The 17,946-nt window shown below is 67.6% G+C and carries 17 protein-coding genes; 10 read left to right on the top strand and 7 right to left on the bottom strand.

Annotated features, from left to right (window positions below; translation table 11 throughout):
* Window positions 1-15: 15 nt before the first annotated feature.
* Genes AB1I47_RS13085 through AB1I47_RS13065 form a run of 5 tightly spaced genes read left to right on the top strand, consistent with a single transcriptional unit; the run spans window position 16 to window position 3,736 of the window.
* Window positions 16-1,005: a DMT family transporter gene (locus AB1I47_RS13085; protein ID WP_354684195.1), complete on the top strand. Its 990-nt coding sequence runs from the start codon at window positions 16-18 to the stop codon at window positions 1,003-1,005.
* A gap of 13 nt (window positions 1,006-1,018) precedes the next feature.
* The gene (locus AB1I47_RS13080; protein WP_354684181.1) at window positions 1,019-1,480 is read left to right on the top strand and encodes a RidA family protein; all 462 of its coding nucleotides are present in this window, start codon (window positions 1,019-1,021) and stop codon (window positions 1,478-1,480) included.
* Window positions 1,481-1,490: 10 nt separating this feature from the next.
* Window positions 1,491-1,820 carry a DHCW motif cupin fold protein gene (locus AB1I47_RS13075; protein ID WP_354684180.1) on the top strand — a complete coding sequence of 110 codons (330 nt, stop codon included), beginning with the start codon at window positions 1,491-1,493 and terminating at the stop codon, window positions 1,818-1,820.
* A gap of 54 nt (window positions 1,821-1,874) precedes the next feature.
* Window positions 1,875-3,056, top strand: a complete 1,182-nt coding sequence (locus AB1I47_RS13070) for an aminotransferase-like domain-containing protein (protein ID WP_354684179.1) — start codon at window positions 1,875-1,877, stop codon at window positions 3,054-3,056.
* A 35-nt stretch (window positions 3,057-3,091) separates the two neighbouring features.
* The gene (locus AB1I47_RS13065) at window positions 3,092-3,736 is read left to right on the top strand and encodes a glutathione S-transferase family protein (protein WP_354684178.1); all 645 of its coding nucleotides are present in this window, start codon (window positions 3,092-3,094) and stop codon (window positions 3,734-3,736) included.
* 54 nt (window positions 3,737-3,790) lie between these two features.
* Here the strand turns inward: AB1I47_RS13065 and AB1I47_RS13060 are convergent, their stop codons facing one another.
* Window positions 3,791-4,444, bottom strand: coding sequence for a LysE family translocator (locus tag AB1I47_RS13060; RefSeq protein WP_354684177.1), 654 nt, complete (start codon window positions 4,442-4,444; stop codon window positions 3,791-3,793).
* Between the two features lie 385 nt (window positions 4,445-4,829).
* Here AB1I47_RS13060 and AB1I47_RS13055 point away from each other — a divergent pair, with 385 nt between their 5' ends.
* The gene (locus AB1I47_RS13055; protein ID WP_354684176.1) at window positions 4,830-6,506 is read left to right on the top strand and encodes an L-lactate permease; all 1,677 of its coding nucleotides are present in this window, start codon (window positions 4,830-4,832) and stop codon (window positions 6,504-6,506) included.
* Window positions 6,507-6,657: 151 nt separating this feature from the next.
* Here AB1I47_RS13055 and parC read toward each other — a convergent pair whose 3' ends face one another.
* The 3 genes from parC to AB1I47_RS13040 all read right to left on the bottom strand — a co-directional run bounded on the left by parC (window position 6,658) and on the right by AB1I47_RS13040 (window position 11,950).
* Window positions 6,658-9,000: a DNA topoisomerase IV subunit A gene (gene parC, locus AB1I47_RS13050; protein ID WP_354684175.1), complete on the bottom strand. Its 2,343-nt coding sequence runs from the start codon at window positions 8,998-9,000 to the stop codon at window positions 6,658-6,660.
* Between the two features lie 69 nt (window positions 9,001-9,069).
* On the bottom strand, window positions 9,070-9,882 hold the full coding sequence (locus tag AB1I47_RS13045) for a lytic transglycosylase domain-containing protein (protein ID WP_354684174.1): 813 nt from the start codon (window positions 9,880-9,882) through the stop codon (window positions 9,070-9,072).
* Window positions 9,883-9,958: 76 nt separating this feature from the next.
* Window positions 9,959-11,950 carry a DNA topoisomerase IV subunit B gene (locus tag AB1I47_RS13040; protein ID WP_354684173.1) on the bottom strand — a complete coding sequence of 664 codons (1,992 nt, stop codon included), beginning with the start codon at window positions 11,948-11,950 and terminating at the stop codon, window positions 9,959-9,961.
* Window positions 11,951-12,296: 346 nt separating this feature from the next.
* Here AB1I47_RS13040 and AB1I47_RS13035 point away from each other — a divergent pair, with 346 nt between their 5' ends.
* Together AB1I47_RS13035 and AB1I47_RS13030 are read left to right on the top strand one after the other, a co-directional pair.
* A complete protein-coding gene (locus AB1I47_RS13035; protein ID WP_354684172.1) occupies window positions 12,297-13,508 on the top strand; it encodes an MFS transporter in 1,212 nt (403 codons plus the stop codon).
* The gene (locus AB1I47_RS13030; RefSeq protein ID WP_354684171.1) at window positions 13,508-13,648 is read left to right on the top strand and encodes a hypothetical protein; all 141 of its coding nucleotides are present in this window, start codon (window positions 13,508-13,510) and stop codon (window positions 13,646-13,648) included. Before AB1I47_RS13035 ends, AB1I47_RS13030 begins: the two co-directional genes overlap by 1 nt.
* Before the next feature lie 123 nt (window positions 13,649-13,771).
* Here AB1I47_RS13030 and AB1I47_RS13025 read toward each other — a convergent pair whose 3' ends face one another.
* Both AB1I47_RS13025 and AB1I47_RS13020 read right to left on the bottom strand, forming a co-directional pair.
* Window positions 13,772-15,703 carry an ATP-binding cassette domain-containing protein gene (locus tag AB1I47_RS13025; RefSeq protein ID WP_354684170.1) on the bottom strand — a complete coding sequence of 644 codons (1,932 nt, stop codon included), beginning with the start codon at window positions 15,701-15,703 and terminating at the stop codon, window positions 13,772-13,774.
* Between the two features lie 344 nt (window positions 15,704-16,047).
* On the bottom strand, window positions 16,048-16,461 hold the full coding sequence (locus tag AB1I47_RS13020) for a hypothetical protein (RefSeq protein ID WP_354684194.1): 414 nt from the start codon (window positions 16,459-16,461) through the stop codon (window positions 16,048-16,050).
* A 328-nt stretch (window positions 16,462-16,789) separates the two neighbouring features.
* On the opposite strand from AB1I47_RS13020, the gene AB1I47_RS13015 reads away from it, so the two are divergent.
* The gene (locus AB1I47_RS13015) at window positions 16,790-17,122 is read left to right on the top strand and encodes a DMT family transporter (protein ID WP_354684169.1); all 333 of its coding nucleotides are present in this window, start codon (window positions 16,790-16,792) and stop codon (window positions 17,120-17,122) included.
* Between the two features lie 85 nt (window positions 17,123-17,207).
* Window positions 17,208-17,579, top strand: coding sequence for a helix-turn-helix domain-containing protein (locus AB1I47_RS13010; protein WP_354684168.1), 372 nt, complete (start codon window positions 17,208-17,210; stop codon window positions 17,577-17,579).
* Window positions 17,580-17,595: 16 nt separating this feature from the next.
* Here AB1I47_RS13010 and AB1I47_RS13005 read toward each other — a convergent pair whose 3' ends face one another.
* Window positions 17,596-17,832 (bottom strand): hypothetical protein, encoded by a 237-nt coding sequence (locus AB1I47_RS13005; protein ID WP_354684167.1) that lies wholly within the window; start codon window positions 17,830-17,832, stop codon window positions 17,596-17,598.
* Between the last annotated feature and the right edge of the window lie 114 nt (window positions 17,833-17,946).

The following is a 17,946-nucleotide window of genomic DNA, read 5'->3' as shown; positions in this document are numbered from 1 at the left end:
ACCAAGAGGCCAGCCATGCCCGCCGCATCGCCCACTTTGCCGCCCTCATCGCCCTCCTCCCAGCCGGCCTCCGGCGGCATGCTGCTCGGCTTTGTCGGCGTGGCGATCTTCAGCCAGACGCTACCGTTCACGCGCATGGCGGTGGCCGAGCTCGACCCGATCTTTGTCGCACTGGCCCGCGCCATCCTGGCCGCGCTGCCGGCGCTGGCGCTGCTCGCCATGCGCGGCGCGCTGGCGGCCGCGCGCCGCCCTCGCGGCGGCCAGTGGCCGCGGCTGGCCGTGACCGCGCTGGGCGTGGTGGTGGGTTTCCCGCTGTTTTCTTCGCTGGCGATGCGCGAGGTGCCCGCCAGCCACGGCGCCATCGTGATCGGCCTGCTGCCGCTGGCCACCGCGGTGTTCGCCGCCTGGTTCGGGCGCGAGCGGCCGTCGGCCGGGTTCTGGCTGTCGGCCGTGGCCGGCAGCGCGCTGGTGGTGGGCTTTGCCGTCTGGCAGGGCGCCGGCGGCCTGCAGCATGCCGACTGGTACCTGTTCGCGGCGGTGGTGCTGGGCGCCCTCGGCTATGCTGAGGGCGGCAAGCTGTCGCGCGAGCTGGGCGGGCTGGAAACCATCAGCTGGGCGCTGGTGGTGTCGCTGCCGGTGCTGGTGCCGGTGGTCGCCTGGCTGATGCTGCGCGACCTGCCGCAGATCGCCACCGCCTCGCCGCGGGCCTGGGGCGGCATGGCCTATGTTTCGGTGTTCTCGATGTTCGTCGGCTTCCTTTTCTGGTACGCCGGGCTCGCAAAAGGCGGCGTGGCCCGCGTCGGGCAGATACAATTGCTGCAGCCGTTCCTTACGCTGGCGGGCGGCGCGCTGATGCTGGCCGAGCCGCTTGACGCCCCTACCATCGCCTTCGCGGTGGCGGTGATCGCCGTCGTGGCGCTTGGCCGCCGCGCCGCCGTGCGCCAGACCGCACCTGTTGCCGCCACTGCGGCAGCCACAACCATCCTCCCGGGACGCATTCACTGAAGGAGTTGCACGCATGTCCGTCTACGATACCCTTGCCCGCCTCGGCGTCGAACTGCCGGCCGCCAACGCCCCCGCCGCCGCCTATGTAATGGCCGCGCAAACCGGCAACACCGTATTCCTGTCGGGCCATATCGCCCGCACCAGGGACGGCAAGGTCTGGGCCGGCAAGCTTGGCAAGGACATCGACACCGAAACCGGCAAGGCCGCCGCGCGCGCCATCGCCGTCGACCTGCTGGCCACACTGCACGCGCACGTGGGCGACCTGAACCGCGTCAGCCGCATCGTCAAGGTGATGAGCCTGGTCAACTCCACCCCGGAGTTCACCGAGCAGCACCTGGTCACCAACGGCTGCTCCGAGTTCCTGGCCGAGGTGTTCGGCGAAAAGGGCAAGCACGCGCGTAGCGCCTTCGGCGTGGCGCAGGTGCCGCTGGGCGCCTGCGTCGAGATCGAGATGATCGTGGAAGTGCAGGGCTGAACCTCGCGCCATGCGCATCGACAACCTGCCCTTCGGCACCACCGACTGGTCGGCCATCGCGCCGACCCGCCATCCCGGCGAACAGGGCGAGGCCACCTGGCGCACGCGCCAGTTCGGCGACATCCGGGTGCGGATGGTCGAATACTCGGCCGGCTACCTCGCCGACCACTGGTGCAGCAAGGGCCATATCCTGTTCGTGCTGGACGGCGAACTCCATACCGAGCTGGACGACGGCCGGCAGTTCGTGCTCACCGCGGGCACCAGCTACCAGGTGGCCGACCAGGCGGAAGCGCACCGTTCGTCGTCGCCGACCGGTGCCAGACTTTTTATCGTTGACTGAGCGGCAGGGTTAGCCGCTCTCTCCAGATTTCCCCCAGACCAAAAGAGACACATCATGAAATGGGCCATCTCCCGCCGGGCGCAGCAACTGACCAGCTCGGCCATCCGCGAAATCCTCAAGGTCACCGAGCGTCCGGAAGTCATTTCGTTCGCCGGCGGCCTGCCGTCGCCGGCCTCGTTCCCGGTAGCGGCGATGGAGGCAGCGACGGCCCGCGTATTCGCCGACAACCCGCAGGCGGCGCTGCAGTACACCGCGACCGAAGGCTACCTGCCGTTGCGCGAATTCATCGCCAGGCGCCATGGCGTGGGTGTCGAGCGCGTGCTGATCACCACCGGCTCGCAGCAGGCGCTGGACCTGATCGCCAAGGTGATGATCGACCCGGGCAGCAAGGTGCTGGTGGAAACGCCGAGCTACCTTGGCGCGCTGCAGGCGTTCTCGCTGTTCGAGCCTGAGTTCGTGTCGATCCCCAGCGACGACAAGGGCCTGCTGCCCGAGGCGCTGACGCCCGAGTTGACCGCCGGCGCGCGCTTCCTGTACGCGCTGCCCAACTTCCAGAACCCGACCGGCCGCCGCCTGCCGCTGGAGCGCCGCCAGGCGCTGGTGGCGCGCGCGCAGGAACAGGGCGTGCTGCTGGTGGAGGACGATCCGTACGGCGCGCTCAGCTACACCGGCGACCAGTTGCCCAGCCTGCTGTCGATGAACCCCGACGGCGTGATCTACATGGGCTCGTTCTCCAAGATCCTGGCCCCGGGCCTGCGCCTGGGCTACGTGATCGCCCCGCCCGAGCTGCATTTCAAGCTGTGCCAGGCCAAGCAGGCCTCGGACCTGCATACGCCGACCTTCACCCAGCGCGTGGCCTACGAGACCGTGCGCGACGGCCTGCTCGAGCGCCATATCCCCACCATCCGCGAGCTCTACAGCAAGCAGTGCCAGTACATGCTGGACGCACTGAAGCGCCATATGCCCGCGGGCGTGACCTGGAACGCGCCCGAAGGCGGCATGTTCATCTGGATGGAGCTGCCCGAGGGCCTGGACAGCATGGCTATCCTGGAGGAGGCGGTGAAGCGCAACGTGGCCTACGTGCCGGGCGCGCCGTTCTACGCCAGCAACCCGCGGCGCAACGCGCTGCGCCTGGCCTTCGTCACGGTGCCGGCGGAGCGCATCGAACAGGGTGTGGCGGTGCTGGGCGAGCTGTTCCGCGAAGCCATCGCCGCCAGCCAACCGCGCGCGGCCTGAGGCCACACACCGCCCGCACCACGACAGGAGCCGACATGTTGCGAATTTGGGGCCGACTCTCCTCCATCAACGTGCAGAAGGTGGTCTGGTGCGCGCGCGAGCTGCACCTGGACCATGAGCGCATCGATATCGGCGTGACCAAGGGTGACCTCGACACCGAGGCTTATGTGCGCCTGAACCCGAACCGCCAGATCCCTGTGATCGAGGATTTCCGCGGCACGGATGTGGGCGGCGAACCCTTCGTGCTGTGGGAGTCCAATGCGATCGTGCGCTACCTGTGCGCGCGCTACGGCGAGGGCACGCTGTGGCCCGAGGACGTCAAGGCGCGCGCCTCGGCCGACCGCTGGATGGACTGGCAGACCACGGCCTTCAGCCCGGCCATGGTGACGGCCTTCGTGAGCCTGGTGCGCACGCCCGCGGCGCAGCGCGACCAGGCTGCCATCAAGGCATCGTGCGAGCGCACCGAGCCGCTCGCCGCGCTGCTCGACAAGGCGCTGGCCGGGCGCGAGTTTATCGGCGGCGACCGCTTCACCATGGCCGATATCTCGCTGGCCTGCGCCGCGCACCGCTGGATGGGGCTGCCGGTGAAACACCAGCAGCGCCCCGAGCTGGAGCGCTGGCTGGAAGCGATGCGCGCCCGTCCCGCGGCGGGTGGCATCCTGGAATTGCCGCTGCGCTAAGACGCATCGATCCGTCGTCCCCGCGTTCGCGGGGCGACGTGCCAGACCTCTTCCCTACTTCGCGGCGCGCGACCCTGACGCGGCCGTAAACACCCCCAGTCCGATAAACGCCGCTCCCGTCAGGTAGCGGCCGAACGCGCGCGCCCGTCCCGCACGGCGCAGCGCCGGCATCACCGCGGCGGCGGCCATCACGTAGCAGGCATCGGTGGTGGCGGCGATCAGCACGAAGGCCACGCCCAGCGCCAGGCTCTGCGTCAACGCCGACCCGGCCGGGTCCATGAACTGCGGCAGGAAGGCGGCGAAGAAGATCGCGGTCTTGGGATTGAGCAGCGCCACCACGAAACCGTCGCGCACCACCTCGCGCAGGCTGCGCGGCGCCACCTCCGGCGCGTCGCCGTTCGCGGTCGCCGCGCCACCGCGCAGCGCGCGGATGCCGAGCCAGATCAGGTAGGCCGCGCCCGCGTACTTGACCACCGAGAACGCCAGCGACGACACCGAGAACAGCACCGCCAGCCCCAGCGATGCGCCGATGGCGTTGCCCAGGTTGCCCAGCGCCACCGCGCCGATCGACGCCAGCCCGGCCTGCCGGCCCTGCGCCAGCGTGCGCGTAACGATATAGACCACGGCCGGGCCGGGCGTAATGGCCAGCGCCAGGCTGGCGAGCACGAAGGCGGTCAGCAGCGGCCAGGGGGGAAGGAATTCCGTCATCGCATACCTCGGGTGGAAAAGGTTGGCGGGCGGTGTGCCCGCGGCACGACGCCTGTCAGTATGGTCGGCAAGCGGCGTCCGCGCCAGTCATCCGGCATGGCGCGTGGTGCGCATACTTTTGCAACAGGCGCCGTTTAGAGTACTCTGGCCGGTGTGCCGCAAGGGCCTACGTGCGCTGCAATGCCCCTAGGGAAACCCTGATCCCTGAATGTGGCTCATGGCACGCATGACGCGATATACGCCAGAACGTCGGGGCCCCGTTCTTAAAATCGCTGGTTCTTTGCCGCATGCGGCGGATGCCGCACGCCGATGCAAAGCGCATGCGGGATGCCCAGGGCACGCAGATCGCCCGGGCGGCCCAAGCCAACCTGAGGAGGATTCGATCGTGTGGAGTCAAGTCTATGACCCGCTAGGCAATATGGCGCTGTCGACCATTGCCGCGGGCATTCCCGTCGCCGTGCTGCTGGCAGCGCTGGCCTTCTTTCATATGCAGGCCCACCTGGCGGCCGGACTGGCGCTGGTGATCGGCATCGTCGTCGCCGCCACGGTGTTCGGCATGCCGGCGGCAATGGCCGGCAAGGCGGCAGGGCTTGGCATCGTTTCCGGCCTGTTCCCGATCGGCTGGATCGTGCTGAACATCATCTTCCTGCACCGGCTGACAACGCTGAACGGTTCCTTCAAGGTATTGCAGAACTCGATCTCCGGCATCACCGAGGACCGTCGCCTGCAGCTGCTGCTGGTCGCGTTCAGCTTCGGCGCCTTCTTCGAGGGCGCGGCCGGCTTCGGCACGCCGGTGGCCGTGACCGGCGCCATCCTGATCGGCCTGGGCTTCTCGCCGCTGGCCGCCTCGGGCCTGGCGCTGATCGCCAACACCGCGCCGGTGGCCTACGGCGCGCTGGGCGCGCCGATCATCGGGCTGGCCTCGGTCACCGGGCTGGACCTGCTCGACCTGTCGGCGATGATCGGCCGCCAGCTCCCCTTCTTCTCGGTGCTGGTGCCGTTCTGGCTGATCTGGGCCTTTGCCGGCTTCCGCGGCATGCTGGCGATCTGGCCGGCGATCCTGGTGGCGGGCGTAAGCTTTGCCATCCCGCAGTTCCTGGTGTCGAACTTCCACGGCCCGTGGCTGGTGGACGTGATCGCCGCGCTGGTGTCGATGGGCTCGCTGACGCTGTTCCTGAAGGTCTGGCATCCGAAGGAAATCTGGACCTCGACCAAGATCCTCGGCCGCCACGACGACTCCAGGATCGACCATCCCGAAGCGCTGGCCGCCGACGCCCGCGCCAGCACCGCCTCGGCCGGCATCTCGGTGGCCAGGGCCTGGATGCCGTGGGTGATCCTGACGGTGTTCGTCTTTATCTGGGGCATTCCCGAGTTCAAGAAGCTGATGGATAGCCTGTGGGCATGGAAATTCCCGATCCCCGGGCTGGACAAGGCGGTGCTGAAGGTGCCGCCGGTGGTGCCGAAGGAAGTCGCCGAAGGCGCGGTGTTCAACTTCAACGTGCTGTCGATGGCCGGCACCGGCATCTTTGTCTCGGCGATCGCCGGCGGCCTGCTGATGGGCTACTCGGTGCCGCGGCTGTTCAGGGAATACTGGGAAACGGTCAAGCTGGTGCGCTACTCGCTGCTGACCATCTGCGCGATGTTCGGCGTGGGTTACCTGACGCGGTACTCGGGGCTGGATGCGACGCTGGGGCTGGCGTTTGCGCATACCGGGGTGTTCTACCCGCTGTTCGGGACGATGCTGGGCTGGCTCGGGGTGGCGCTGACGGGGTCGGATACTGCTTCGAACGTGCTGTTCGGTGGGCTGCAGAAGACTACGGCTGAGCAGCTGGGGCTGTCGCCGGTGCTGATGGCGTCAGCCAACAGCTCGGGCGGCGTGATGGGCAAGATGATCGATGCGCAGTCAATCGTGGTGGCCTCGACCGCTACCAAGTGGTATGGGCATGAAGGCGATATCTTGCGGTATGTGTTTTTCCACTCGATCGTGCTGGCGATACTGGTGGGGTTGTTCGTGACGCTGCAGGCGTATGTGCCGCCGTTTACGCATATGGTGATTCACTGAACAAACCCCAAAGAGGAGAGCGGTTTTGGGTACGCCAAAGCCGCTCGAGCTAGCGTAAGCAAGGTGTTCTCCCTCTCCCCTCAGACCCCTCAGGGGGAGAGGGCTGGGGAGAGGGGAGCTTGCTGCGGGCGTCATCGCAAGTAGCTCAGCCTCAATTGCCGTTCGCCGGCACCTCCACCCGCACCGTATCAATCCGCGGCTCTTTCAGCCTGGCCTCGATCGCCTTGCCCTTGCGCGCGCGCTTGCCGACATACGGCAGCAGCGTCTGCCCGGCCAGCTTCTGCGACGACGGCTTGCCGCCACGTCCCGCGCCGGACAGCACCAGGCCCGGCGCGCCGACCGCGATCGCCTGCAGCAGCTTCTCCTTGGGCTCCAGCTCCATCAGGATCACGCCGCGCCCGCCGGCGGACAGCACCTTGACCTCGTCCAGCGCCACCAGCAGCAGGCGGCCGTTGCCGGACAGGCAGGCCGCATGCGTGGCCTCGTCGCCGATCGGCGCCGGTGCCAGTGGCGTGTCGCCGTCGTCGAGCGTCAGGAACGACTTGCCGCCCTTCTGCCGGCTGACCATGTCGCCGACCTTGGTCTGGAAGCCGTTGCCGCCCGCGGTGGCGATCAGCATGCGCTGCTCGGCGCTGCCGGCAAAGGTGTGCGCCACCTGGCTGCCGGACTGCAGCTCGATCAGCGTGGTGATGGGCACCCCGTCGCCGCGCCCGCCCGGCAGGCTGGCGACCGACACGGAATAGACCCGCCCATTGGTGCCGAACACCAGCAGCACGTCTACGGTGCGGCATTCAAACGTGTTGTAGAGCGCGTCGCCGGCCTTGAAGGTGAACTGCTGCGCGTCGTGGCCATGGCCCTGGCGCGTGCGCACCCAGCCCTTCTGCGACATCACAACCGTCACCGGCTCGTCGATCACGCGCACTTCGGCGGCGGCGCGGCGCTCTTCCTGGATCAGCGTGCGGCGCGGGTCCTTGTCTTCCGGGCTGTATTGCCTGGCGTCGGTCTCGATCTCCTTGATGATGCGGCGGCGCATCATGGTCTCGGACTTGAGCAGCACGTCCAGGTCGGCCTGCTCCTCGCGCAGCTCCTTCAGTTCCTTCTCGATCCGGATCGCTTCCAGGCGCGCCAACTGGCGCAGCCGGATTTCCAGGATGTCCTCGGCCTGGCGGTCGCTCAGGCCGAAGGCCTCGATCAGCGCCGGCTTGGGCTCGTCGCTCTCGCGGATGATGCGGATCACCTCGTCGATATTGAGCAGCACCAGCATCCGGCCTTCGAGGATATGGATGCGGTCCTCGACCTTGCCCAGCCGATGGCGCGTGCGCCGCGTAACGGTCTCGAAGCGGAAGCGGATCCACTCGGCCAGGATCTCGCGCAGGCCCTTCTGGCGCGGCCGGCCGTCGGTGCCGATCATCACCAGGTTGATCGGTGCGCCCGATTCCAGGCTGGTATGCGCCAGCAGCGTGTGGATGAACTCCTGCTGGCTGATGTTCTTGCTCTTGGGCTCGAACACCAGCCGCACCGGCGCGTCCTTGCCCGATTCGTCGCGCACCGCGTCCAGCACCGCCAGCACGGTGGCCTTGAGCTGCTGCTGTTCCTGCGTCAGCGCCTTCTTGCCGGTCTTGACCTTGGGATTGGTGATCTCCTCGATCTCTTCCAGCACCTTCTGCGCCGAGGTATTGGGCGGCAGCTCGGTCACCACCAGCTGCCACTGGCCGCGCGCCATCTCCTCGATGGTCCAGCGCGCGCGCACCTTCAGACTGCCGCGGCCGCCCTCGTAGATCTGGGCGATATCGGACGCGGGCGAGATGATCTGGCCGCCGCCCGGATAGTCCGGCCCCGGCATCAGCGCCAGCAGCTCGGCCAGCGTGATATTGGGATTGCGGATCATCGCCACCGTGGCCGCGGCGACTTCGCGCAGGTTGTGCGGCGGCACTTCGGTCGCCATGCCCACCGCGATGCCCGACGCGCCGTTGAGCAGCACGAACGGTAGCCGCGCGGGCAGCAGCTTGGGCTCCTGCATCGAGCCGTCGTAGTTGGCGATAAAGTCGACCGTGCCCTCGTCGATCTCGTCCAGCAGCAGCCGCGAGATCGGCGTCAGCCGTGCTTCGGTGTAGCGCATCGCCGCCGCGCCGTCGCCATCGCGCGAGCCGAAGTTGCCCTGGCCGTCGATCAGCGGGTAGCGCAGCGAGAAATCCTGCGCCAGGCGCACCAGCGCGTCATATGCGGACTGGTCGCCGTGCGGGTGGAACTTGCCCAGCACGTCGCCGACCACGCGCGCGGACTTGACCGGCTTGGCGTCGGCGCGCAGGCCCATCTCGTGCATCGCGAACAGGATGCGGCGCTGCACCGGCTTCTGGCCGTCGGCCACCTCGGGCAGCGCGCGGCCCTTGACCACGCTGACGGCGTAGTCCAGGTAGGCACGTTCGGCATAGCGCGCCAGCGTCAGCGAATCGGCCGGCTCTTCAGGTTGAAACGTGATGTCTTGTTGTTCCATGGATAGGCAAGAATTCGGCGCGCCTTGAACTGCCGGCGCGCCGGGTTGCTTGTGGTTCGGTCATGCCGGTCAGGGCATGTTGCGGCGTCCGCCGATCACCATCTTCACCCGCGGGCCATCGTCGCCGGCATTGCCGCCGGCGCTGGCGCGGGCCAGCATCAACCCCTGCTGCGGCTGGTACAGCCGGTAGAACTGCAGCACGGTGCTGACGTATTGCTGGGTCTCGGGGTACGGCGGAATCCGGTTGTTGTAGCGCTGCACCGCGCCCTCGCCCGCGTTGTAGGCGGCCAGCACCAGCTCCAGGTTGTTCGGGAACTGCTGCATCAGCCAGCGCAGGTAGCGCACGCCCGCGGTGATGTTGGTGCGCGGGTCGGCCAGCTTCTGCCCGACGGTGCGCCGCGCATCGGCGGCCACGCCGAAGCGCGCGCCGGTGTCGGGAATGACCTGCATCAGCCCGATCGCGCCCTTGGGCGACACTGCCGCCGGGTTGAAGCCGGACTCCACCGCCATCACCGCCTTGACCAGCGCGGGATCGACGTCCTGCTTGCCGGCGATCTGGTAGATCAGCGGCTCGACGGTCTTGATATTGGGATGGTTGACGACGTAGCGGTACAGCTTGTGCTGCTCGAGATCGATGTCGGCCCCGCCAGCGGGCGGCGTGCCGCGCCGCACGGTCAGCCGCGCGCTGTCGAGCTTGCCGCCGTCCTTCATGAACAGCTTGTAGCGCGCGTCCAGCTTCTGGTCGGCAAAGTGCGCCACGCCGTCGGCGTCGATATACCCCCACAGCTCGGCATGCGCCGCCGGCACGCAGGCGAGCCCCGCCAGCGTCAGCAGCGTGGCTGCCAGGTTGCGCCTGAGTTTGCCGGAGGGTCTCGTCGTCATCGTGCGTTCCAGGGTGCGGCAGGCCGGAGCCGGCATTATGCGCCAAACGCGGCGGACCGGCGCGGTGGCCGCGGCCTCAGATATCGGCCTCGACCTCGTTGCCCTTCTCTTCCAGCCAGCTGCGGCGCTGCGCGGCCTCGCCCTTGCCCATCAGCATGTTCATCATCTCGACGGTCTGCGGCAGGTCGTATTCGCCCAGCGTCACGGGCAGCAGGCGGCGCGTGTCGGGGTTCATGGTGGTTTCCCAGAGCTGCTCGGCGCTCATTTCGCCCAGGCCCTTGAAGCGAGAAATCTGCCACGAGTTTTCCTTGACGCCGTCCTTGAGCAGCTTGTCCTGGATAGCCTCGAGCTCGCCCTCGTCCAGCGCGTACAGCTTCTGCGCCGGCTTCTTGCCGCGCGCGGGCGCATCGACGCGGAACAGCGGCGGCCGCGCCACACAGACGTTGCCGGTCTCGATCAGCTTGGGGAAGTGCCGGAAGAACAGCGTCAGCAGCAGCACCTGGATATGCGCGCCGTCCACGTCGGCGTCGGACAGGATGCAGATCTTGCCGTAGCGCAGGTTGGACAGGTCGGGATCGTCGTTGGCGCCGTGCGGGTCCACGCCGATCGCCACGGCGATATCGTGCACCTCGTTGTTGGCAAACAGGCGGTCGCGCTCGGTTTCCCAGGTATTGAGCACCTTGCCGCGCAGCGGCAGGATGGCCTGGAACTCCTTGTCGCGGCCCATCTTGGCCGAGCCGCCGGCCGAGTCGCCCTCGACCAGGAACAGTTCGTTGCGGGTCACGTCGGTGGACTCGCAGTCGGTCAGCTTGCCGGGCAGCACGGCCACGCCGGAACCCTTCTTCTTCTCGACCTTCTGCGCCGCGCGCGTGCGTGCCTGGGCCTGGCGGATCACCAGCTCGGCCAGCTTCTTGCCGTAGTCGACATGGTGGTTGAGCCACAGCTCCAGCGCCGGACGGCTGAAGGTGGACACCAGCCGCACCGCGTCGCGGCTGTTCAGGCGTTCCTTGATCTGGCCCTGGAACTGCGGGTCCAGCACCTTGGCCGACAGCACGAACGAAGCGCGCGCGAACACGTCTTCGCTCATCAGCTTGACGCCCTTGGGCTGCAGCGCGTGCATCTCGATAAAGCTCTTGACCGCCTGGAACAGGCCTTCGCGCAGGCCGGACTCATGCGTGCCGCCGGCGGGCGTGGGGATCAGGTTGACGTAGGACTCGCGCACCGGCGCGCCGTCTTCGGTCCAGGCTACCACCCACGACGCACCTTCGCCGTCGGCAAAACCTTCTTCGCCGGGATTGGCGTCGGGATCGGCGAAGTGCTCGCCTTCGAACATCGGGATCACCAGCTCGGCGCCGCTGCCCTGGGCCAGCGCCTCGACCAGGTAGCCCTTCAGGCCCTGGTCGTACTGCCAGGTCTGGCGCTCGCCGGTCTTCTCGGTCACCAGCGTCACCTTGACGCCGGGCAGCAGCACGGCCTTGCTGCGCAGCAGCCGCTGCAGCTCGGCCTGCGGAATCGCGGCCGAATCGAAATACTTGGCGTCCGGCCACACCTGTACGCGCGTGCCGTTCTTCTTCTCGCCGCGCTCGAGCTTGCGCGAGGCCAGCGGCACGGTCACGTCACCGCCGGAGAAGGTCAGCGTGGAGCAGATGCCGTCGCGCCACACGGTGACGTCGAGCTGGGTCGACAGCGCGTTGGTCACCGACACGCCCACGCCGTGCAGGCCGCCCGAGAACGCGTAGGCGCCGCCCTTGCCCTTGTCGAACTTGCCGCCGGCGTGCAGCCGGGTAAAGACGATCTCGACCACCGGCACGCCTTCTTCCGGGTGGATGCCCACCGGAATGCCGCGGCCGTCGTCCTCCACGCTGACGCTGCCGTCGCGGTGCAAGGTCACCAGGATCTCGGAGCCATGGCCGCCGAGGGCCTCGTCCGAGGCATTGTCGATCACCTCCTGCACGATATGCAGGGGGTTGTCGGTCCGGGTGTACATGCCGGGGCGCTGCTTGACCGGTTCCAGGCCCTTCAGGACCCGGATGGAAGATTCGCTGTACTGACTGGTTTTGCTCGCCATGGAGTCGCTACGAAAGTGATGGTCCCGGCTGCCGCGGGGCGCACAACTGTGCACGCGCCGGGGCACCAGGCACTGCATTGTAATGGAAGCGGGCGGCGGCAATCCCGCTGAAAAGGGCCTGCCCCCGTTAGCCGCGCCAGCGCCGCTTTGCCCGGCCACCGCCACTTTTTGCCGGGACGCCGCCAATGTGGGCACTGCCGGACGCGATTTTCCAACCCGGAGTAAACTCGCCACCACCCGGCCCCGGCAAGCCTGATTGCCGTCCCGGCACGGAATACAACAAGCACAGACAATCCATGTCGGCGCCGCACCACACGGCGGGACCGCCGCACACCGAGCCAAGACAATGCAAAACCGACAACTCTCCCTGACCACCGTGCTGGTGTGCGGCGGCCTGCTCGTCACACTTTCCATGGGCATCCGGCACGGCTTCGGCCTGTTCAACCTGCCGATCACGCAGGCCCACGGCTGGAACCGCGAGACCTTCGCCTTCGCGCTGGCACTGCAGAACCTGATGTGGGGCGCCAGCCAGCCCTTTGCCGGCGCGCTGGCCGACAAGTTCGGCGCGCTGCGCATCATGCTGATCGGCATCGCGCTGTACGTGGCGGGCCTGGTGGTGATGGCGCTGGCCACCAGCGGCACCGCTTTTGCCACCGGCGCCGGCGTGATGATCGGCATCGCCCAGTCCGGCACCACCTACAGCATCGTCTACGGCGTGATCGGCCGCGTGGCCAGCCCAGAGAAGCGCGTGTGGGCGATGGGCATCGCCGCCGCGGCGGGCTCGTTCGGGCAGTTCCTGATGATCCCGGTGGAACAGGGGCTGATCTCCGGCCTGGGCTGGCAGAACGCGCTGTACGTGATGGCGCTGATGGCCTGCGTGATGCTGCCGATGGCCCTGACCCTGCGCGAGCCGCGCGAGGCGGGCCACAGCGGCGGCCACCACCAGACCATCGGCCAGGCCGTGCATGAAGCCTTCGGCAACCGCAATTTCCAGCTGCTGACGCTGGGCTACTTCGTGTGCGGCTTCCAGGTGGTGTTTATCGGCGTGCACCTGGCGCCGTACCTGAAGGACCAGGGCCTGACCGACCCCAAGGTGGCCGTGGTGGCGCTGGCGCTGATCGGCCTGTTCAATGTCTTCGGCACCTATACCGCCGGCGCGATGGGCCAGCGCCTGCCCAAGCGCTACCTGCTGGCGTTTATCTACCTGGCGCGCTCGGTGGTGATCGCCGCCTACCTGCTGCTGCCGCTGACGGTGGCCAGCACCTGGGTGTTCGCGGCGGTCATGGGCTTCCTGTGGCTGTCCACTGTGCCGCTGACCAACGGCATCATCGCGCAGGTGTTCGGGGTGAAATACCTGTCGATGCTGTCGGGCGTGGTGTTCTTCTCGCACCAGATCGGCAGCTTCCTCGGCGCCTGGCTGGGCGGCTACCTCTATGACCGCACCGGCGGCTACAACACGGTGTGGATGATCGCGATCGCACTGGGCCTGATGGCAGCGCTGGTCAACCTGCCGATCCGCGAGCAGGCGCTGGTGCGCGCGCAGCCGGCGGCGGCGTGATGAGCACGACCCAGGCGCGCGTGGCGAAGGCAGCCGGGCTGGCGGTGCTGGCCGGGGTGCTGGCGCTTGGGTTCGTGGGGTATCTGCGGCCGGGGTTTGTGGTGGATCTGACGAATATGGTGCTGGCCTGGTGTGGGTGAGCTTCACACCTGACACGTCTTGGCCTGGCTGACTGTGTACTTCCTCTCGCAAGCGCGGGAGAGGGGAGCCAACCCGCAGCGGGCGAGACGCCCTCAGATGCTCTCAGGCACCCGCGGACATCCTCACACCCCCTCCCCCTTCGACTTCGCCTCCAGCACCTCCCACCGTTCCAGCGCCTCCAGCAGTTCCATCTCGATCTCGTCATGCCGCGTCGCCAGCAACGCGGCCCTGGCCGCATCGCTGACATAGAGCGAGCCGTCCTCCAGCTGCGCCGAGATCGTCTTCTGCTCCGTTTCCAGCGCCGCAATGCGCTCCGGCAGTCCATCCAGTTCGCGCTGCTCCTTGTACGACAGCTTGACCGTACGATTGGCGCCGCGCGCCTCGCGCGAATCCTTGCCCTTTACCGGCTCTGCCGCCTTCTGCTCCGGCTTGCGCGCGGCCTGCAGCGCGGCGCTGCGGGCCGACTGCTCGACCCAGTCGGAATACCCGCCCACCGATTCGCGCCACACACCATCGCCTTCCGCCGCGATGGTCGAGGTCACCACGTTGTCCAGGAAGGCGCGGTCGTGCGATACCAGGAACACCGTGCCGCTGTAGTCCTGCAGCAGTTCTTCCAGCAGCTCCAGCGTGTCGATGTCGAGATCGTTGGTGGGCTCGTCCAGCACCAGCACATTGGCCGGCCGCGCGAACAGGCGCGCCAGCAGCAGCCGGTTGCGCTCGCCGCCTGACAGCGACTTGACCGGCGAACGCGCGCGCTCCGGCGCGAACAGGAAGTCGCCCAGGTAGCTCATCACATGCTTGCGCTGGCCGTTGACCTCGACCCAGTCGCTGCCCGGGCTGATGGTGTCGGCCAGCGAGCGCTCCAGGTCCAGCGCGGTGCGCATCTGGTCGAAGTACGCCACCTGCAGGTTGCTGCCATTGCGCACCGTGCCGCTGTCGGGCGGCAGTTCGCCCAGGATCAGCCGCAGCAGCGTGGTCTTGCCGGCGCCGTTTGGGCCGATCAGGCCCACCTTGTCGCCGCGCATGATGGTGGCGGTGAAGTCGCGCACCACCACCTTGTCGCCGTAGGCCTTGCTGACGTCGGTCAGCTCCGACACGATCTTGCCGGAGCGGTCGGCCTGCGACACCTCCAGCCTGACGTTGCCCTGGACTTCACGGCGCGCGGCGCGCTCGTTGCGCATCGCCACCAGCCGCTGGATACGCGACACGCTGCGCGTGCGGCGCGCCTCCACGCCCTTGCGGATCCACACCTCTTCCTGCGCCAGCAGCTTGTCGAACTTGCCCTGTTCGACCTGCTCGGCGGCCAGCATCTCTTCCTTGCGCGCCTGGAAGGCGGCGAAGTTGCCGGGGAAGGACACCAGCCGGCCGCGGTCGAGTTCGACGATACGCGTGGCCACGCGGTCCAGGAAGGCGCGGTCGTGGGTGATCAGCAGCACGCTGCCGCGAAAGCCCAGCAGCAGGTCTTCCAGCCAGCGGATCGCTTTGACGTCGAGGTGGTTGGTCGGTTCGTCCAGCAACAGGATATCGGGCTCGGCCACCAGCGCCTGCGCCAGCGCGACGCGCTTCTGCAGGCCGCCGGACAGCGCGTCGACGCGTGTGTGCGAATCCAGTCCCAGCCGCGCCAGCGTGGTTTCCACGCGCGTGCGCAGCTGCCAGGCGCCGGTGGCGTCGAGCTCGGACTGCAGCCGGTGCAACTCGGCCAGCGCGGCTTCGTCGTCGTGGTTGGCGGCCACGCGGTCGGCGGCGGCTTCGTAGCGCACCAGCAAGTCGTGGGCATCGCCCATGCCCTGCGAGACCGCGTCGAACACGGTGATGCCCGGCTCGAACTGCGGCTCCTGCGGCACGTAGGCGGTGGTCACGCCGCTCTGGCGCGCGATCAGCCCGTCGTCCGGCGCCATCAGCCCGGCCACGATCTTCAGCAGCGAGGACTTGCCCGAGCCGTTGCGCCCGATCAGCCCGACACGCTCGCCGGCTTCCAGCGAGAAATCGGTGTGATCGAGCAGGGCCACGTGCCCGAAGGCAAGCTGGGCGTCGGTAATGGAAAACAGGGCCATGGGAAAAGGACGACGAAAGCGACGGGCGCGACGAGTGCAATGACGGGGATGTGCGGGCAGCCGAAACTGGCCAGGCACGGCAGCCCGCATTGTAGACGACGCGGGAACAAGCCAAAGGCGGGCGCGCAAAAAGAAGGGCCCGCGCAATGCGGGCCCAAGAGTCTCTCCTCGGTGCCCTGCTCGCAAGGCACGGCCCCAGAATAACAATGCGCCGCGGCCCGCTCCAGTCGGACAAGTCCGTAAGGGAAACCACCGTCAACCGTGCGTGCCTGCCGCCGCTGCTTGCCGAGCAGACTGAACGCGGGGGCGTGCGCAGCCAGTTGCCAGTGCTGGCCTGGCGGCTGCTACAGCATCAGCAAAGCCACGTCCGCGGCGCTGATATCGTCCGGCGGCACACCCTTGCGGCGCTGGAACAGCACGTGCTGCAGCACGCGGTCGCGGTGCGCGGCAAACATGTCCGGCTCCAGCCGCAGCGCCACACGCGCGTAATGCTCGGCCATCAGCTTGTACACCTTATGCCGCACCAGCAGCATCTCGTTGTCCGCCTGCAGCCGGCTCATCGCCGCGGTGTGGTCGTCTTCTAGCTGGCGCATGCCGACCACCACCCGCGCATGCATGCCCCGGTAGCGGTCGATTTCCGCATGCGCCTTGCGCAAATCCTCGCGCAGCGCCCGCACCTCCTGCATCAGCTTCAGGTTGTGCTGCACGCCGCGCTGGATCCGCGCGGCTTCTTCCAGTGCATGGTCCGCCGCGGCGATGGTGTCCTGCCAAGGGTTCGGTTCCGGCTCCGGCTCCGTGTCCCCTGACTACGATGACGACCAGACGGCGGTGCCGTCAGTGCCCTTGTGATGCATACCGCTCCCCTTGCCCCTGGCCCGCCGCCGGCATCGTGAAGTTTGTGCCGGCTGGTCGGGCTCAATAGCGCGACTGCCTGGTCAGGCGCCTGTGCTTTCGTTATGGCGCCATTCACCCCCCCTTGCCGCTACGCACAACCACCGCAACGGAGGGACGAGGCTTTGGCGCAACATGCCGGCGACGCTAAGATGCCGGCTTTGGCCCATCCGGCCCACCACTTCTGCGCAACCAATGAACGGATACCTGCTCCTCGCCCTCGCCATCGTCGCTGAAGTCATCGCCACCAGCAGCCTGAAAGCCTCACAGGGGTTTACGCGGCTGGTGCCCAGCGTGCTGGTCGTGACCGGCTATGTAGCGGCCTTCTATTTGCTGATGCTGGTGATGCGGACAGTGCCGGTGGGGATTGCCTATGCGATCTGGAGCGGGGCCGGGATCGTGCTGGTGTCGCTGATCGCCGTGGTGCTGTACCGCCAGGTTCCGGACCTGGCCGCGTGTCTTGGGATTGGTCTGATTATTGCCGGCGTGGCGGTAATTCAGCTGTTTTCGAAGACCAGCGCGCATTGAGGCTGGGTGTGCTCGGCAGTGGACGAAATCGCCTTCCCGACTATGAGCGCATCGATGCCGCGACTGTGGAAATGGAGTGATCACCATGGATATCCGTCCCCTGCACACCGAAGCCGACTACAAGGAAGCGCGGGCCGCCGTGTCTGTCCTGGTGGATGCCGACCCTGCGCCCGACACGCCGGAGGGAGACAGGCTGGAGATCCTCTCCATGCTGGTCGAGCGCTACGAAGCCGAGCACTTCCCGCTGGACTTGCCCGATCCGATCGCCGCGATCCGCTTCCGCATGGAGCAAGCTGGCCTCACCCCACGCGACATGCAACCTTACCTGGGCAACCTGAACCGCGTCTATGAAGTGCTCAACGGCAAGCGCGCGCTGAGCCTGGCCATGATCCGGCGGCTACACCGTGAGCTGAAGATTCCTGCGAATGTACTGATCGCCGAGCGCAGCGCGGCGTGAACCTCAGTGGTGTGGGCTAGCCAGAGCGCGCATCGATCTGCTGCCTGGCCCATTCCGTGGCGTGCTGCCACGCCTCGCCTTCACTGAAGAACTCGCCAGGCACCACCTGGTGATCGAAGACTTTGAGCGGCGCCCCGTCTGCCGCTTTCGCGCAGATCGTCACCTCTCCATGCCATGGGCCTCCGGCGCCCTCGGACATTGCCGAGGCTTCAAACCAGTGGTCGCGGTAATACGTGAACCCTTGGAGATCCATTGCTTTCTCCACTGCCAATCCTGCGCTGACCAGGGAACGCCTTCGTTCCCCCGTGGCGACATGTTACGCGCCATGTCCGGACGGGCGGAAGACCGCAGGCCCGGCGTGCGGCGG

Origin of the sequence: Cupriavidus necator (genome assembly GCF_040578825.1) — a bacterium.
Classification (GTDB): domain Bacteria; phylum Pseudomonadota; class Gammaproteobacteria; order Burkholderiales; family Burkholderiaceae; genus Cupriavidus; species Cupriavidus necator_E.
This window is presented reverse-complemented; position numbering and strand designations above follow the sequence as displayed.

What these genes read in the sequence shown, in the direction of transcription:
- AB1I47_RS13085 (WP_354684195.1), top strand. Translation starts at nt 16, where the DNA reads ATGCCCGCCGCATCGCCCACTTTGCCGCCCTCATCGCCCTCCTCCCAG.
- AB1I47_RS13005 (WP_354684167.1), bottom strand. Translation starts at nt 17,832, where the DNA reads ATGGATCTCCAAGGGTTCACGTATTACCGCGACCACTGGTTTGAAGCC.
- AB1I47_RS13080 (WP_354684181.1), top strand. Translation starts at nt 1,019, where the DNA reads ATGTCCGTCTACGATACCCTTGCCCGCCTCGGCGTCGAACTGCCGGCC.
- AB1I47_RS13045 (WP_354684174.1), bottom strand. Translation starts at nt 9,882, where the DNA reads ATGACGACGAGACCCTCCGGCAAACTCAGGCGCAACCTGGCAGCCACG.
- AB1I47_RS13060 (WP_354684177.1), bottom strand. Translation starts at nt 4,444, where the DNA reads ATGACGGAATTCCTTCCCCCCTGGCCGCTGCTGACCGCCTTCGTGCTC.
- AB1I47_RS13035 (WP_354684172.1), top strand. Translation starts at nt 12,297, where the DNA reads ATGCAAAACCGACAACTCTCCCTGACCACCGTGCTGGTGTGCGGCGGC.
- AB1I47_RS13010 (WP_354684168.1), top strand. Translation starts at nt 17,208, where the DNA reads ATGGATATCCGTCCCCTGCACACCGAAGCCGACTACAAGGAAGCGCGG.
- AB1I47_RS13070 (WP_354684179.1), top strand. Translation starts at nt 1,875, where the DNA reads ATGAAATGGGCCATCTCCCGCCGGGCGCAGCAACTGACCAGCTCGGCC.
- AB1I47_RS13040 (WP_354684173.1), bottom strand. Translation starts at nt 11,950, where the DNA reads ATGGCGAGCAAAACCAGTCAGTACAGCGAATCTTCCATCCGGGTCCTG.
- AB1I47_RS13065 (WP_354684178.1), top strand. Translation starts at nt 3,092, where the DNA reads ATGTTGCGAATTTGGGGCCGACTCTCCTCCATCAACGTGCAGAAGGTG.
- AB1I47_RS13025 (WP_354684170.1), bottom strand. Translation starts at nt 15,703, where the DNA reads ATGGCCCTGTTTTCCATTACCGACGCCCAGCTTGCCTTCGGGCACGTG.
- AB1I47_RS13015 (WP_354684169.1), top strand. Translation starts at nt 16,790, where the DNA reads ATGAACGGATACCTGCTCCTCGCCCTCGCCATCGTCGCTGAAGTCATC.
- parC (WP_354684175.1), bottom strand. Translation starts at nt 9,000, where the DNA reads ATGGAACAACAAGACATCACGTTTCAACCTGAAGAGCCGGCCGATTCG.
- AB1I47_RS13030 (WP_354684171.1), top strand. Translation starts at nt 13,508, where the DNA reads ATGAGCACGACCCAGGCGCGCGTGGCGAAGGCAGCCGGGCTGGCGGTG.
- AB1I47_RS13075 (WP_354684180.1), top strand. Translation starts at nt 1,491, where the DNA reads ATGCGCATCGACAACCTGCCCTTCGGCACCACCGACTGGTCGGCCATC.